Annotated in this window: 12 protein-coding genes; 5 read left to right on the top strand and 7 right to left on the bottom strand. The window is 41.9% G+C overall.

Annotated features, from left to right (window positions below; all coding sequences use genetic code 11):
- Window positions 1-4 precede the first annotated feature (4 nt).
- From O6P32_RS04965 to O6P32_RS04955, 3 genes are all read left to right on the top strand, one after another.
- The gene (locus O6P32_RS04965) at window positions 5-1,975 is read left to right on the top strand and encodes a YncE family protein (RefSeq protein ID WP_269877149.1); all 1,971 of its coding nucleotides are present in this window, start codon (window positions 5-7) and stop codon (window positions 1,973-1,975) included.
- Window positions 1,976-2,007: 32 nt separating this feature from the next.
- Window positions 2,008-2,757 (top strand): DUF4465 domain-containing protein, encoded by a 750-nt coding sequence (locus O6P32_RS04960; RefSeq protein ID WP_269877147.1) that lies wholly within the window; start codon window positions 2,008-2,010, stop codon window positions 2,755-2,757.
- 344 nt (window positions 2,758-3,101) lie between these two features.
- A complete protein-coding gene (locus tag O6P32_RS04955; protein WP_269877146.1) occupies window positions 3,102-3,653 on the top strand; it encodes a beta-class carbonic anhydrase in 552 nt (183 codons plus the stop codon).
- A 59-nt stretch (window positions 3,654-3,712) separates the two neighbouring features.
- Here O6P32_RS04955 and O6P32_RS04950 read toward each other — a convergent pair whose 3' ends face one another.
- A complete protein-coding gene (locus tag O6P32_RS04950; protein WP_408636045.1) occupies window positions 3,713-4,576 on the bottom strand; it encodes an endonuclease/exonuclease/phosphatase family protein in 864 nt (287 codons plus the stop codon).
- A 110-nt stretch (window positions 4,577-4,686) separates the two neighbouring features.
- Here O6P32_RS04950 and O6P32_RS04945 point away from each other — a divergent pair, with 110 nt between their 5' ends.
- Window positions 4,687-5,529 (top strand): CvfB family protein, encoded by an 843-nt coding sequence (locus tag O6P32_RS04945; protein WP_269877145.1) that lies wholly within the window; start codon window positions 4,687-4,689, stop codon window positions 5,527-5,529.
- A 116-nt stretch (window positions 5,530-5,645) separates the two neighbouring features.
- Here O6P32_RS04945 and O6P32_RS04940 read toward each other — a convergent pair whose 3' ends face one another.
- The 5 genes from O6P32_RS04940 to O6P32_RS04920 are packed head-to-tail and all read right to left on the bottom strand — an operon-like array spanning window position 5,646 to window position 11,333.
- Entirely contained in the window at window positions 5,646-6,974 is a 1,329-nt protein-coding gene (locus tag O6P32_RS04940; protein ID WP_269877144.1) for a TolC family protein, read from the bottom strand.
- On the bottom strand, window positions 6,971-8,071 hold the full coding sequence (locus O6P32_RS04935; RefSeq protein ID WP_269877142.1) for an efflux RND transporter periplasmic adaptor subunit: 1,101 nt from the start codon (window positions 8,069-8,071) through the stop codon (window positions 6,971-6,973). Before O6P32_RS04935 ends, O6P32_RS04940 begins: the two co-directional genes overlap by 4 nt.
- A gap of 40 nt (window positions 8,072-8,111) precedes the next feature.
- A complete protein-coding gene (locus O6P32_RS04930) occupies window positions 8,112-9,356 on the bottom strand; it encodes an ABC transporter permease (RefSeq protein WP_269877141.1) in 1,245 nt (414 codons plus the stop codon).
- Window positions 9,357-9,358: 2 nt separating this feature from the next.
- Complete coding sequence (locus O6P32_RS04925; RefSeq protein WP_269877140.1) at window positions 9,359-10,609, bottom strand: ABC transporter permease; 1,251 nt, start codon at window positions 10,607-10,609, stop codon at window positions 9,359-9,361.
- Between the two features lie 4 nt (window positions 10,610-10,613).
- Window positions 10,614-11,333: an ABC transporter ATP-binding protein gene (locus O6P32_RS04920; RefSeq protein ID WP_269877139.1), complete on the bottom strand. Its 720-nt coding sequence runs from the start codon at window positions 11,331-11,333 to the stop codon at window positions 10,614-10,616.
- Window positions 11,334-11,486: 153 nt separating this feature from the next.
- Between O6P32_RS04920 and O6P32_RS04915 the strand changes: the two genes are divergently transcribed.
- Window positions 11,487-12,458: an ROK family protein gene (locus O6P32_RS04915; RefSeq protein ID WP_269877138.1), complete on the top strand. Its 972-nt coding sequence runs from the start codon at window positions 11,487-11,489 to the stop codon at window positions 12,456-12,458.
- A 769-nt stretch (window positions 12,459-13,227) separates the two neighbouring features.
- Here O6P32_RS04915 and O6P32_RS04910 read toward each other — a convergent pair.
- Window positions 13,228-15,516, bottom strand: a complete 2,289-nt coding sequence (locus O6P32_RS04910) for an inorganic phosphate transporter (RefSeq protein WP_269877137.1) — start codon at window positions 15,514-15,516, stop codon at window positions 13,228-13,230.
- Window positions 15,517-15,607: the final 91 nt, after the last annotated feature.

The following is a 15,607-nucleotide window of genomic DNA, read 5'->3' as shown; positions in this document are numbered from 1 at the left end:
AAAAATGAGGAGAAAAAGAACAACTATAATATTACTTCTTTCCTGTGTATTGTTTCTGTGTATGTCGTGTGATGACATGGAAGATAAACCCTATGCAGATGGTGGTTCTATACAGGAAACCGGAACGGCCGAAATGTATGTATTGTGCGAAGGTCTGTTTAATCTGAATAACAGCTCATTATACCGTTACTCGTTTAACAGTTCTTCTTATGTACGCGATTATTTTCTTGCAATGAATAATCGGGGTTTGGGAGATACGGCCAATGATATGGCAGTGTATAATGACAGGCTTTACATTGTGGTTAATGTTTCAAGCACAGTAGAGGTGATAGACTTGTATACCGGATTGTCTGTCAAGCAGATTCCTGTATTATGTGAAAATGGTAGTTCTCGTCAGCCTCGTGCCATAGCGTTTCAAGGAGGGAAAGCTTATGTCTGTTCGTTCGATGGAACAGTGAGTCGTATTGATTTGAATACTCTGGAAGTAGATGGAGTGATAGAAGTGGGACGTAATGCAGATGACCTTTGTGTGCAGAATGGGAAACTGTATGTGTCCAATTCCGGTGGACTGGATACAGAAGGAATAGGGGTAGACCGTACGGTATCCGTTGTAGATTTGGCTTCGTTTACTGAATTGAAAAAGATAGAAGTGGGACCTAATCCGGGAAAGATTCTTGCCGGACCAGAAGATAAAGTGTATGTAGTAACGCGGGGAGAACATATCGAAACCGGAAACTATCAGTTTGTGCAAATTGATGCAGAGACGGATTGTGTTACGAATACTTTCAATGAAAAAGTACTGAATTTTGCCATAAACAATGATGTAGCTTATCTGTATAACTATAATTATCAGACTCAGGAAACCGGATTTAAGATGTTCAGTCTGACGGAAGGTAGAGTTTTGAGAGAGGAATTTATTACCGATGATACCCGGATAGAAACTCCTTATGCCATCGAAGTCAATCCGTATAGTGGCAATGTGTATATATCCGAAGCTTATAGTTATACATTAGAAGGAGATGTACTTTGTTTTTCTCCAGAAGGGAAATTGCTTTCCCGATTGAAACAAGTAGGATTGAACCCGAATACGATTATATTCCGGGATGTGTCATCTGATAATCCGGATCCGGAAGAGCCGGAAGATCCCGATGCACCTACTCCGTATGCCAATAAAGTATTTCAATATCGTCCGGCACCCGGACAGTTTGTAAATACTACAACTACAGCCTATAAAGATGGGTTTACGACAGAGGCACAAGTCTTGGAGTATGCCACAGAACGTTTACAGAAACATTCATTACTCTCGTTGGGAGGTTTTGGGGGATATATTGTCGTTGGATTCCAGCAACCTATTCCTAATATAGAGGGGGCATACGATTTTAAGATTCATGGTAACGCCTATTATAACCCCAATGCATGGCAGAACCGGCCGGGAGGAAGTGCGGAACCGGGTATTGTGATGGTAGCAAAAGATGTAAACGGAAACGGAATTCCCGATGATACATGGTACGAACTGGCCGGTAGCGAGTACGGCAAGGATTCTGAAATCCGCAATTATCAGATTACGTATTATCGGCCCAATCCGGCTGATTCGGATGTGCGCTGGACCGATAATCAGGGTAATGAAGGTTATGTATTACGCAATTTTGCCCATGTACAGGAGTCGTACTATCCGTTGTGGATAGAGAAGGATGAAATGACCTTTACCGGAGTTCGTCTGAAAGATAATGCAGTAAAGGAAAACGGAATGTGGATAGAATATGCATATGATTGGGGGTATGCCGATAATCATCCGAATGATACAGATATGGCAAAATTCAAGATTGATTGGGCGGTAGATGCATACGGACAGCCGGTATTACTTGATGAAATTGATTTTGTGAAAATCTATACAGCAGTGAATCTGGATGCCGGACAGTTGGGAGAGGCTTCTACGGAAATTACTACAGTAGAAAATCTTCATTTCGAACCATAGTAAATAATAAACAGATTAAAATAAATAAAGACATGAAAAAATTAGCTTATGTATGTGTAGTGCTGCTAAGTGTAGCACTGTTTAGTTGTAGTAATGATGACACACCAAAGACAGAAAGAGTGGTGAGTTTTGAAGAGAATCTTACTCAACCGGAAACTTCCTTTGTTCCGGAAGGAGGTGAACAAGATGGGTGGTATACTAAAACATCGTTCCGCGACAATAGTTCGTTAGTTGAAATTCCCCATTGGTATAGTGCTGATAAAAGTTTTGGAGGGGGATTTACTTATACCAATACCACCGATATAACCACTCCCGGATATGTTAATATCAGTGCCATTACAGGTGCGGGAAAGTTTGGAAAAGTATATCTCACTTCCTCTACAAATAGTTATACTCCTGCTTCCATTTCTATCTTGAATACAGATAAATATCAGTTTAAGGGGGCTTGGGTAACCAATACGACATATGCCTATTTAGCCATAAAGGATGGTAATGACGGTGGACTTAATGCCGTACGGCAATTTGCAGATGGAGATTATTTTATACTGACAGCTGTAGGACGTGATGCACAGGGCACTGAAATAGGAAGGGTGAATTTCTATTTGGCCGATTACCGGAATGGACAGAGTAAGATTGTCAATACATGGGAATGGTTCGATTGGAGTGCATTGGCTTCAGCTGCATCTATTTCATTTGAACTGGATTCTACAGATAAAGGAGAGTATGGAATGAATACTCCTGCCTACTTCTGTCTGGACGGTATCACTTTGATAGAAAAATAAAACACGATTTTATACTATCTGCCTTTGGGTCTGCCAAAAGAAGTCGGGTGCTTCTTGAGGCGGACCTTTTTATTGGAATAAATGTTGTAAGAGCAAAGGTCTTTATTATTGTGTTTCATCCGGCGACGCCGGCTATACAGTCAACGACGCCGGCTATGCAGACTGCATCGTCGGTTGTACAGGTGTCGTCGTCGATTAAACAAGAAGGATGTTATCGTTTTATGATGATATTTGTCTTGTGACAGGGTAAGGATAGAATCGTAAGAAGGATAAACAATATGCTGAAATATTTTGAAATATAATTTTTCGTACATTTGTGTGTCAAACATAAAATAGAAAAGGGTATGATAGACGAATTACTTGAATTTAACCATGCTTTTGTAGGCGGTAAAGGGTACGAAAAGTATCTGACCAATAAATATCCGGATAAGAAGATTGCCATTGTTACCTGTATGGATACTCGTTTGGTAGAACTGATACCGGCTTCGTTGGGACTGAAAAACGGGGATGTCAAGATGATTAAGAATGCAGGAGGAACCATCACACATCCGTTTGGCAGTGCGATGCGAAGTCTGCTGGTTGGTATTTATGAATTGGGAGTAAAAGAGGTAATGATTATCGGGCATACCGACTGTGGAGCACAGCATATGGACAGTCAGGTGATGTTACGCCATATGAAAGAGAGAGGCATTTCTACCGAACATATTGAGATGATGCAATATTGTAACATCGACTTGCATCATTGGTTGAGTGGTTTCGATAATGTAGAGCAGTCTGTACGCGGAAGTGTACATCTGGTGAAGCATCATCCGCTGGTACCTCAGGATGTGGTAGTACGAGGATTCATAATCAACTCGGTGACAGGAGAGCTGACAGAATTTGAAAATTGTGACTGAATATAAAATCAGCAAGGAAAGTTGCGTTATGCAATCTTTTCCTTGCCGGTTCTTTATGTTTAGAATTCCAATGTAGTTACTTGAGGATTGTGGTCGGACAGAATCTTGCCGGCTTCTTTTCCCTCTTCAGGAATATAGTTCTTCAATACATTGATCTGTGGGGTAACGAAGATAAAGTCAATTTTTTCGCGTTCTGCCTGAGGTACCCGTCCAAAATCGTGGAAAGTATATTTTACACCATCGGTCTCTTTGGCAATTTTCATTGCATCTTTCAATACAAATTCGTTGCTGGTAATAGTCTGATAGGCTTCCGATTCTTCCGATACATTAAAGTCACCGGTCAGAACAGCAGGCTGGTCGCCTACAATTTCCTTGATTTTATCGATAATGAGTAATGCTCCTTTTCTGCGGGCTTCTACTCCTACATGGTCAAAGTGTGTGTTGACAGCCATGAAGATTTTTCCGCTTTTCTTATCTTTCAGCTTGGCCCATGTAGCAATGCGGCAGCATGCTCCGTCCCAGCCTATAAAGCCTACACTGTCCGGATATTGTGAAAGCCAGAAGGTATTGCTGTCGAGAACTTCGAAGCGGTCTTTTTTATAGAACAGAGGAGAGTATTCTCCCTTGGTTTTTCCGTCTTCACGTCCTACACCAACTTCTGCATATTCCGGCAGACGTGCTTTCAGGTCTTCAAGCTGATTATATAATACTTCCTGCATACCTACGATGTCGAGGTTTTGTGCTTTGATGAAAGCTGCTACAGTATCTTTGCGGTATTGCCAGTTGTTGAGGCTGTCTTCCGGGTTATCGTAACGGATGTTGAATGTTCCCCAGTTAAGTTGTGTGGTTTGGGGTTGTTGGGTACAAGAAGCAGCCATGAAGCAGGCCACTCCGGCAGTCAGTGATAAAATCAGATTTTTCATATAAGGTTGTATTTATTAGTTAATGTTTTTCATGGAAACAAAAATGCTCTATGTATTGGCATGCAAATTAAATGAAAATTCTTGTTATCTTTACGGCAAAATAAGAAAATATGAGTCATATACAGTTAGGAAAGTATAATCAGTTGGAGGTGGTAAAGGAAGTCGACTTCGGGATGTATCTTGATGGCGGCGAAGACGGTGAAATCCTTTTACCCAAACGTTATGTGCCCGAAGGCTGCAAGCCGGGCGATATGCTGAATGTATTTATTTACCTGGATATGGATGAACGTCTGGTTGCTACTACACTTCATCCGTATGTACAGGTAGGCGAATTTGCTTGCCTCGAAGTGGCATGGGTAAACCAGTTTGGTGCTTTTCTGGATTGGGGACTGATGAAAGATTTGTTTGTACCGTTCCGCGAACAAAAGATGAAGATGGTGAAAGGTAACCGTTATATTGTTCATGTGCATCTGGATGAGGAAAGTTACCGTATTGTCGCTTCGGCCAAGGTAGAGCGTTATCTGTCGAAAGAACGTCCGGTTTATCGTGCCGGAGAAGAAGTGGAAGTCTTGGTATGGCAGAAAACTGACTTGGGATTTAAGGTAATAGCCGACAATCGCTTTAGCGGAATGTTATTCCACAACGAGATATTCCAGACGGTAGAAGTGGGAATGAAGCTGAAAGCCTATGTGAAGCATGTGAGAGAAGATGGTAAGATTGATTTGCAGCTTCAGCCGGGAGGAACTCGTAAGGTAGATGATTTTACAGAAGTCTTGTTGCAGTATCTGAAGGATCATGACGGTTATTCTTCCATTCATGATAAAACAGATGCCGAAACCATTTATAATACATTTGGAGTCAGTAAGAAAACATTCAAGAAGGCTGTCGGCGATTTGTATAAGAAACGCCTGATAGTGTTGGAGGAGGAAGGTATTCGTCTGCTGGGCGAGTAACGGGGGCTTCCTTGGTATGATTGATAGAATAAATAATCCCTTCTGCTGAAAAACTGTCAGTAGAAGGGATTATTTTATTGTATAATATATGGTCTGATGATACGAGTGTACATCGCTTATTCCAAGGTCAGCGGTACTCCTTTATAGAAGTCTAAAATCTTGGTACGGAACAGATAATCGTATTTAGCCTGAATACGGTCGGATACAGCTTTTAGCCAGTTTGTACGAGCCTCATTGAATTCGGTTGAAGTCGCTTTGCCGTTGGCATATTTCTCTTTCATCAAATTGAATGAAGCCTTTGCTGCTTCATCAGCGGTACGACTGCTTTCGAATTTACTTTCTGCATTGACTGCATTGTAATATGCCTGTTGTATTTCTTTGTACAAGGCTTTCTTGGCATCTTCCAGTTGCCAGTTGAGAGTCGTTTGCTGTATGCGGGCTTTTCTCACCTGATTGCGTGTAGAGAAGCGATTGAAGATCGGGATATTGAGTGATAATCCGATGTATTGGCTGAAATTATCTCTCAATTGTGACCCGAAGTTGCCGTTCTCTCTTCCTGAAACATTGTAATAGCTGGTGGCTATACCGGCTCCCAGACTGAGTTGGGGATAATATCCGCTTTGAGCAATACGTATGCTTTTTTGAGCTCCTTCCACACGATATTGCGCAGCTTTGATGCTGGGCTTAATCAGTAAGGCCTCGCTGTATATATCGGCAGGAGAGGAGAGTATGCAAAAATCTTTGCCTTCGTCGATAGACGGAGCGACAATACTGAAATCTTCTGGACTTGGCAATTCCAGCAATTGGCTCAAGTCCAGAAGAGCCAGACGGTATTCGTTGTCGGCTTGTACGGCAGACAACTGATCTTGTGCTGCTCTCGACTTGGCTTCGTAGAGTTCCGCTTCGGAAGCTTTTCCCACCTTGAAGAAAGCGGTCTTTTGTTTGAGCATTTCTTCACTGAGGGCCACTTGTTCGTGAGCTACTTTTGCTAACTCCTCATTGAATAATACCTGCAGGTAAGCAGAGGTGACCTGAATACTGATGTCTTCCTTGGCTTTGTTTAAATCTTCTACAGCCGCTTTCAGATTCAGTTTGCTTAGGGCAATCTGGTTAGGGATTTGCATACCTGTGAATAAAGGAATACTGGTACTGAGGTTTAAACCGGTATTCTGTGTATTCAGCTGTTGGTAGGTATTATCCATTTGCAGGCTTCGTCCGAAGTTGAACGAATGCGATGCGCTACCATTCAAGTCGGGTAACCGACTCCATTTAGCTGTATTTAGGTCTACTGCACTCTCGTCTTTGGCTGCTTCCTGCTGCTTGATGGTCAGATTATGCTCGATGGCATACTCTATACATTGCTTCAGATTCCACTGTTTTTGTGCCATGGCAGAGCCGGCAGACAGAACTGCTATCGTTACAAAGGTGATATATTGCTTTCTCATATGGCTTCTTTTTTCATTCCGCGTACCACTTCATTGGCTTTCAGTCCTTCTTTAATTTCCACTTTTATGCCATCGCTGATTCCGGTTTTGACCAGTCTGCGTTCAAATACTTGTGTAGTGGTACTGTCTTTCAGTATATATACAAAGGCAGAGTCGTTGCTGAATTCTACAGCACTCTCCGGAATAGCCAGTACATTCTCGGCACGTTGCAGTTCTATTTCGGCATTGGCACTGTATCCGGAGCGGATAGTTACACTGTCCGGAACGGTAATGGCTGCCTTGATTTCGAATTGGTTGGCACCATTATTTTCTACACTCTTAGGAGATATATACTCCAGTATTGCATCGAACTTCATGTCTTGCAAAGCTCCTAAGGTAATCTTTACAGGAATACCTTCATGGATGCGTCCCACTTCTGTTTCATCTATATTTCCTCGGAAGATAAGGTCGCTCATATCGGCTACAGTCGCAATGGTTGTTCCGTCGTTGAATGTATTACTCATGATTACAGAGTTACCCACTTTGATGGGAACGTCCAGAATTAATCCGTTGATAGTAGAACGAATCAGTGTGCTGCTGAATGAAGCGCTGTTTTTGGTGATTCCTTCTTTTACGATTTCCAGATTGTCTTTAGCGGCCTGTATTTCTTCGCGAGCCTGACGGGCTGCAAGCAGTGTCTGTTCGTATTCTTCGTTGCTTACCAGTTTGCTTTCGTAGAGTTTCTCCATACGTTGCAAATCTGTTTCTGCCTGTTTCCCATTCATCTCTGCCAGGCGGACACGACTTTCGGCTGCATTCAGTGTTCCCAATTCGGGAATTACCTTTACCTTGGCTATTACTTCGTTTTTCTTTACAGTCTGACCTGCCTCTTTATAGACTTCAGAAATGATACCCGAAATCTGAGGCTTGATTTGTACCTCATCGCGCGGTTCTATCTTTCCCGTCGCAACGGTAGTTTGCACCAGATTGGTCTTTTCTGCTTTCATGGTGTGATACATGGTTTCCTCTGGTTGTGATTTTTGGTAAAGGAAAACAAACGTTCCGATAATGATGATTCCTATCAGAACCAGTACGGCAATTTTGATGTACTTTTTCATATTTAAGATTGTTTTGATTTTCGGATTAGTTGAATTATAATTATTCGTCTCTGATGGCTTCTATCGGTTTAATAGCCATGGCACGGTAGGCAGGAGCCAGTCCAGCCAGTACACCCAATATCATCAATAAGATACAGGAACCAATGGCCGTCCAAAAGCTGATTTGAAAATGAACGGGATCTATAGGAGTACTTGTCGCTTCTTCTACAATGTTAAGTATGAATACGGCACAAGAGATACCAATCATACCCGCCAGAATAGTTAATACAATACTCTCCGATAGAATCTGTTGCAGAATATCGTTGGGGCGTGCGCCAATGGCACGGCGGATACCGATTTCGGTAGTACGCTCTTTTACTGTCACCATCATGATATTACTTACACCGATGGCTCCGGCGAGCAGCGTTCCCAGTCCTACCATCCACCCCAAGATACGTATACCCTCGAATACATTGTCCATCATACTGAACATGGCTTCTGCATTGACCTGGATAATAGCTTGCTGGTCGTCTGGGTGAATCATGTGGGCTTGTTTTACTATTTGTTCCACTTCTTTTTCCACTTCACTGATTCGATATCCTTTACGGGCCGTGTAGCAGAGCAACTGTACCTTTTTCCCGAAGTTATAATTTTGTTGCATGGTCGTAAAAGGGATAACTACCGATGTTTCCGACTGTCCGTTGATAGACATGTTGCCCGATGCAGCATTCACCCCAATTACGCGATAATAAATACTATCTATTTGAATGTATTTTCCACAAGGATCACTCTTGTCGGGAAACAGACTTTCATAAATACGCTGTCCGATTACACATACCTTTCTTCTATCTCTGATATCCATATCATTCAAGTAACGTCCGAACACTATTTGAGGCGTTTCTATCTTTTCATAAACAGGATATAAACCTTTTAAAGTACCGGATATGTTGTTCTCCTTGTGTATTATATTGATGCCCCAGCGAGTCAGGTTAGGAGTGATGACATCAATACCAATTACATTGCGTCTGATTCGCTCCACGTCCTTATTTTCCAAATCCCAATACCGTCCTTGCTGAAAACCTTTGTATGCCTTGCTGGTTTGGTTGGAGGCCAGAAAGCCGGAATTGGTAGCAAATCCTTTGAACTGTCTTGACAATAAATCCCGTGTACCTTGTGCACCCCCCATTAAGCATACCAGCATAAAGATACCCCAGAAAATACCAAATGCAGTCAGCAGGCTTCGTGTTTTATTGCGGGTGATGGTGACAAGTATTTCCTCCCATGTGTCTAAATCGAACTTTCTCATACTTAATCTGCTCTAAGTGCCTCTATCGGGCGTATTTTTACTGCTTTTCTTGCCGGGAATAACCCTGCCAGCGTACCGGCAATGATAAGTGTCAGTGTGGCTTGAATAGCGATGCTGATATCCACAGTAGGATTTTCGAATACCGTAATAGAAGCCACTCCGATATCCATTGTCTGCTTGCCTGCAATGACATTCATATATTCGGTTGTGGCAATGCCGGCTACCATACCAATGTATCCGAAGAAAGTAGTGATTACCACACTTTCTGATATAATCAACCAAAGAATGGAGGAAGGTTTGGCACCTAGTGCTTTGCGGATACCGAATTCGTGTGTGCGTTCTCGTACGGTAATCAACATAATATTGCTGACCCCTACGATACCGCTTAGTAGAGTAAAGATTCCGATTACCCAAATCACGGTATGAAGTATGCCATTGGCTTGCTGCTGTTGGAGATATTGGGTAAAGCGATTCCATATCCAGATGGCTCCGTCATCTTCTGCATCGAAGAATTTTTGTTCTCCAAGTGCTTTCCGATAGTCTTTTTCGAATTGCTCGTTAGTGGCCATATCGGTCAGCCCTTTGGTGGTAAAACCGATATCATCAATACTGTCTCCTTTGCTGTATACTAATTGCAGGGTCGTAAAAGGCACCAGTGCAGACGGAGAAAAACTGTTTTTGTCTGTATAGATTCCTATAATTTGATAAGCAACTCCTTGTGCATTGACATATTTCCCTATAGGTTCTGCTTGGGGAAACAGAATACGAGCCGACTTTTCGTGAAGTACCATGACTTTACGTTTTTCCTGCATATCCCGTTCATTGATGAAACGTCCTTTCTTTAGCTTTATAGCCTCCAGTTCCGGATAGCTTGGGAAAACTCCATCCGTATTGATGGTAAGGAATTCTTTTTCGTAAGTAAGAACGACATCACTTTTGCTGACTGTAGCTCCGGTACTGATTACATGATCGGAGAAAGATCTTTCAGTCAGTTTGCGGTCTTTTTCGTTGAGGGAAATTTTTCTTCCTTCTTTTAATCCTTTATATGGTTTGGAAGTCCATCCGGGATAAATTTTGACAGAGTTCATTTTCATGTCCTTCGAACTGTTTTCAAATGCATGAATCAGTCCGTTGCCGGCGCCCAGAAGCACAATAAGCATAAAAATTCCCCATGCTACGGAAAAACCGGTCAGTGCCGTGCGCAATTTGTTGCGCATAATGGTCGCATATATTTCTTGAATTAGGTCGAGCATAATGTTATTTCATGTATCCGTTTTGTCCGAATGGAGAAGCGTTGTGGTCAATATTGTCTTCGATGCGTTCGATTATTCCATCTTTTATGTGGATAATCTTATTGGTCTGGTTGGCTACACCACTTTCATGGGTTACCACCACAATGGTAAGTCCTTCTTTTTCGTGAAGTTCTTTCAGAATGTTCATAACTTCTACCGACGTTTTGCTGTCCAATGCTCCGGTTGGTTCGTCTGCCAAAATAATCTGCGGTTTGGAAATCAAGGCACGGGCAATAGCTACACGCTGCTTCTGTCCACCCGATAACTCGTTGGGCATGTGATGAGCCCATTCTTTCAGTCCGAGTTTTTCAAGATATTCCATCGCCAGCTCATTCCGTTTCTTTCTGTTTACCCCTTGATAGAATAAAGGTAATGCCACATTTTCCATGGCATTTTTAAATGAAATCAAATTAAATGACTGGAATATGAAACCAATCATCCGGTTACGGTATTCGGCTGCCTTGTTTTCACTTAGGTCTTTGATTAATACTCCGTTCAGTCTGTATTCTCCCGAATCATAGTTGTCTAAAATACCTAAAATGTTAAGTAAAGTAGATTTTCCCGAGCCGGATGCTCCCATAATCGATACAAACTCTCCTTTTTCAATATCCAGGTTTATACCTTTAAGAACATGCAACGGTGCTCCGTTATGATAGGTTTTGTTGATTTCGTGTAAGTGTATCATACTTCTGTCTTCTGTTCGTTTTATACCTCATTAGACGTTGCTAAGGTAGGAAAAGTTACAAGAGTCTGTCATAAAATGAATAAAAAATTTGCGCGTTTTTTACGTATTCGTTACATTTGTCGCAATAAATTAACCCTAAAATAATATATCGTCATGACAATAAACATGGAAAAACCCTACGTGGTAGGTATGGATATCGGCGGTACAAACACAGTGTTCGGTATCGTAGATTCTCGTGGAAATGTATTGGTTTCTGATTCTGTAAAGACTCAGGAGTACGACAAAGTAGAAGATTATGTAGATGCTGTCTGCAAAAAACTTCTTCCTCTGTTGCAGCAAGTAGGTGGTGCTGAAAAAATCAAAGGTATGGGTGTAGGTGCTCCGAACGGTAACTATTACAATGGTACAATTGAGTTTGCTCCAAACCTTCCATGGAAAGGAATTATTCCATTGGCTGCCATGTTCGAAGAAAAGTTAGGTGTTCCTACAGCTTTGACAAACGATGCAAACGCAGCTGCTATCGGTGAAATGACTTATGGTGCAGCACGTGGCTTGAAAGATTTTATCATGATTACATTGGGTACTGGTGTAGGTAGTGGTATTGTAATCAACGGTCAGTTGGTTTACGGTCACGATGGTTTTGCCGGTGAATTGGGACATGTAATTGTGAATCCGGAAGGACGTCAGTGCGGTTGTGGTCGTAAAGGCTGTCTTGAAACTTACTGCTCGGCTACCGGTGTAGCACGTACAGCACGTGAATTCCTGGTACAGCGTACTGAACCAAGTTTGCTGAGAAACATTCCGGTAGAAGATATCGTATCAAAAGACGTATACGATGCTGCTGTAAAAGGTGATAAACTGGCTTTGGATATCTTCGAATATACAGGTACTATCCTGGGTGAAGCTTTGGTAAACTTCATCGCATTCTCAAGCCCTGAAGCTATTATCCTGTTCGGTGGTTTGGCTAAGTCTGGAGATTATCTGATGAAACCGATCCAGAGAGCTATCGATAAGAATGTACTTAAGATTTACGAAGGTAAGACTAAGTTGTTGCTTTCTCAATTGAAAGATGCGGATGCTGCTGTATTGGGTGCTTCTGCATTGGGATGGGAAGTTAAAGAATAATATTTCCACATTATAGAGAAACGGCTGTCTGTAAAAGGCAGCCGTTTTTTTGTTTATAGATGAATGTTATATTGATAGAGGAAACGCAATTTATGTGTCATTATTCTGATTATTCTTGGTTTTAGCTAACCGGCATTTTGAAGAAAAATGCGACTCTTGTATTTAAAAGAGGGCTTTTCCTGTTTTATAACACGCTTGAAATATGCTGTATGGCATGTTTTGGGACTGGAAATAAACGAATTTGTGACTTGAATCGATGCCTGACGATACAAGTATCGGTGGCTTACGCAACTAATCGCGCAGGCTTATGTGATTAGTCACGTCGACTTCTTCCTCTGAAATGTTCGTTTTTTCTATGAATTCCTGATTTTCTATTTTGATAAGGCCGTTTTTTGATGTTTTTTGCCGATAAATCAGGTGATTTTTATCATGATAATCTGTACTTGATATCTGTGCATTTTGTGGCGTTTATGAGGAAAGTGGCCATGTGCTCTATACATTTGCTGCGTGAGTTCGATTTCCGCTTAATTTATGGAAAATCGTATCTGTTAAAAAACGGCCTTCGTTTTCACAAACTCTGTATATAGTTCCAGATTTGCTTGCCTGTGGGGCTCTGATTTGACATTTTGTCATTCATTATAATCGCACCAGCAGAATAAATTGGATATTTACATTTTGTCAGTAAGATATCAAGGAGATGCATAAAGAGAAAACCCTGCAAAAGCTTTACAACTTTTACAGGGTTTCTCTTTTTAGGGATATTGTGTGTTTATTCTGTGGCGGCAAGATGAGGCATTTCCTGTGGTACATAGTCCAGCTGGAAGAAGCGGCTTGCACGCAGCAAATGACGCCAGATGCTTACCAACTCTTGTGATTCCTGCAAGATATTCAAGTATACCATCAGTGCTTTCAGATTGGTCGTGTCTGCTTCCTGCATACGGTTCATTTGTTGCTTGCGGAGAGCTGAAATTTTGTTTTTCAAATCATCTCCCTGCTTCAGAATTTCGTCTGCACTGTCGTAGTTGTTTTGATCGATAGCAGTGCGAGTGCGTTCCATCAGTTGGGAAAGTTCCTGACGTATAGGCATAAATTCTTCGATACAAACTTGTGGAATAGGGTTGAAGTTGTTATCCACGTGTTCTTTACAAGGTTCGCCGATACGTTTCAAACAGTAAAGCATCTGTTCGCAGCTGTTGCTTCCCAAGTGGAACCAAGTGTTCTTTTCTATTGCGATGGTGATAGGAATGCGTCGTAATCCCAGAATTTCCTTACGGCGACGTTTCTTCAGCATCTTTTTCTGTTCGTCGGTTGAGTTGATGACTTTTCTCAGAAGTTTCAAGTCTTCATTGATAAAGCCATCTGTTACTTGAATGTATGCGTTGCGACTGTATTCGATGTAGTCTGTCATGGTTTCTTTTACATGCTGGCGTAACAGTGAAAGGATTTCACTCTTGTCTTTAGTAGACATCATACGCTTGAATGTATCGTCCTGTTGTTCGGTCTTTTCTTTCTTGCTGTATTGGATGTTACTGCGCACAAGGAGGAAGACTGCTACACAGATGAAGACAAACATACCTGCGAAACTTGTGTAGAACATGATGGCTGTAACCAGAGCACAGATGGTGAATGCTACGAATGCAGTGATAAACCATCCACCGATAACTGACAGCATACCGGTAATACGATAAACTGCACTTTCACGTCCCCAGGCACGGTCTGCCAATGAAGTACCCATGGCTACGATAAAGGTTACATATGTAGTAGAAAGAGGAAGTTTCATGGTTGTACCGATAATAATCAGCAGACCAGACAATACCAGATTGACAGCAGCACGTACCATATCGAATGCTGCACCATTTTCCAGTATCACTTCATCTTTGTTGAAACGGCTGTCTATCCACTGGCGTACGTTAGCCGGAATTACACGAGTCAGGAATTCGTTAATGTTGGTTGCACGACGTACAATGGTTCTGGCCAGTGCCGATGAACCGAACATTTCATCACCTTCTTCCTGACGGGCCAAATCGACAGAAGTCTTGATTACGTTCTTGGCTTTTTTAGAAGTTGCCAGAGCATATACCATGATAACTCCCGAAGCAAACAGGAAGATTACCGGAGTTTTGGCTGACGACATGAGCGAAGTCATCATGAAACTGTGTATATCTGCACCGTTTGAGTTGGCCACATAATCTGTGTAGGCAGAAAAACCAGCCAAAGGCACACCGATAAAGTTCACCAAGTCATTTCCGGCAAAAGCCAGAGCCAGAGAGAATGTACCCAATAAGACGATGATACGGAATACATTCACTTTACACCAGTGCAAGATTTGCATTAAGGCTGTAAAGAATACAAAACATCCGATAACAAGCATGGTGGTGTTTTCCTGAATCCATGCTAATGACTCCGGTGTCATGAAAGGAGCGCTTTTCAAACCTTTTATCAGGACGAAGTAAGAAAGAGCGGTTACAGAAATACCTCCGAAGATACCGATTGTCCAGGAAAGTTTTTTCTTATAATTGAAACTGAAAATCAGACGGGAAATGTATTGTACGAATGTTCCGGCAATGAAAGCAATGGCTACGGACAGGAAGATACCCATAATGACGGACAGCGCTTTTTCTGTATTCATCATATCGCCCAGTGAAAGAAGTCCGCTTTCGTCGCCGATTATTTTAAGAATAGCTAAGATAAATGTACCACCTAAGAGTTCGAATACCATGGATACGGTAGTAGAGGTGGGAAGACCTAATGTGTTGAATACGTCCAGCAGTACCACGTCAGTGACCATGACTGCCAATAAAATACACATGATTTCGTAGAAACTGAAATTGGCCGGCTGGAAGATTCCATGACGGGCAATATCCATCATTCCGTTACTCATGACTGCACCGGCAAATACTCCGATTGCTGCTACAATAATGATTGTTCTGTAACGTGCAACTTTCGCTCCGACTGCGGAATTCATGAAGTTTACAGCATCGTTACTGACACCTACCAGCAGGTCGAATACTGCCAGCATGAAAAGGAATATCACAATTCCTAGATAAACTGTTTCCATATAATATTGTTAGTACTGTTTTTATGCGTGCAAAAATATCTCAGGCATATTATATTGAAGTGTCATATGTGTTACATTTGTGTTACAAAAC

Source organism: Phocaeicola acetigenes (assembly GCF_027529745.1).
Classification (GTDB): domain Bacteria; phylum Bacteroidota; class Bacteroidia; order Bacteroidales; family Bacteroidaceae; genus Phocaeicola; species Phocaeicola acetigenes.
The sequence above is the reverse complement of the archived record's forward strand: the minus strand, read 5'-3'. Positions and strand labels throughout refer to the sequence as shown.

Coding starts and splice junctions, on each gene's coding strand:
- O6P32_RS04965 (WP_269877149.1), top strand. CDS start 5: ATGAGGAGAAAAAGAACAACTATAATATTACTTCTTTCCTGTGTATTG.
- O6P32_RS04960 (WP_269877147.1), top strand. CDS start 2,008: ATGAAAAAATTAGCTTATGTATGTGTAGTGCTGCTAAGTGTAGCACTG.
- O6P32_RS04955 (WP_269877146.1), top strand. CDS start 3,102: ATGATAGACGAATTACTTGAATTTAACCATGCTTTTGTAGGCGGTAAA.
- O6P32_RS04950 (WP_408636045.1), bottom strand. CDS start 4,576: ATGAAAAATCTGATTTTATCACTGACTGCCGGAGTGGCCTGCTTCATG.
- O6P32_RS04945 (WP_269877145.1), top strand. CDS start 4,687: ATGAGTCATATACAGTTAGGAAAGTATAATCAGTTGGAGGTGGTAAAG.
- O6P32_RS04940 (WP_269877144.1), bottom strand. CDS start 6,974: ATGAGAAAGCAATATATCACCTTTGTAACGATAGCAGTTCTGTCTGCC.
- O6P32_RS04935 (WP_269877142.1), bottom strand. CDS start 8,071: ATGAAAAAGTACATCAAAATTGCCGTACTGGTTCTGATAGGAATCATC.
- O6P32_RS04930 (WP_269877141.1), bottom strand. CDS start 9,356: ATGAGAAAGTTCGATTTAGACACATGGGAGGAAATACTTGTCACCATC.
- O6P32_RS04925 (WP_269877140.1), bottom strand. CDS start 10,609: ATGCTCGACCTAATTCAAGAAATATATGCGACCATTATGCGCAACAAA.
- O6P32_RS04920 (WP_269877139.1), bottom strand. CDS start 11,333: ATGATACACTTACACGAAATCAACAAAACCTATCATAACGGAGCACCG.
- O6P32_RS04915 (WP_269877138.1), top strand. CDS start 11,487: ATGACAATAAACATGGAAAAACCCTACGTGGTAGGTATGGATATCGGC.
- O6P32_RS04910 (WP_269877137.1), bottom strand. CDS start 15,516: ATGGAAACAGTTTATCTAGGAATTGTGATATTCCTTTTCATGCTGGCA.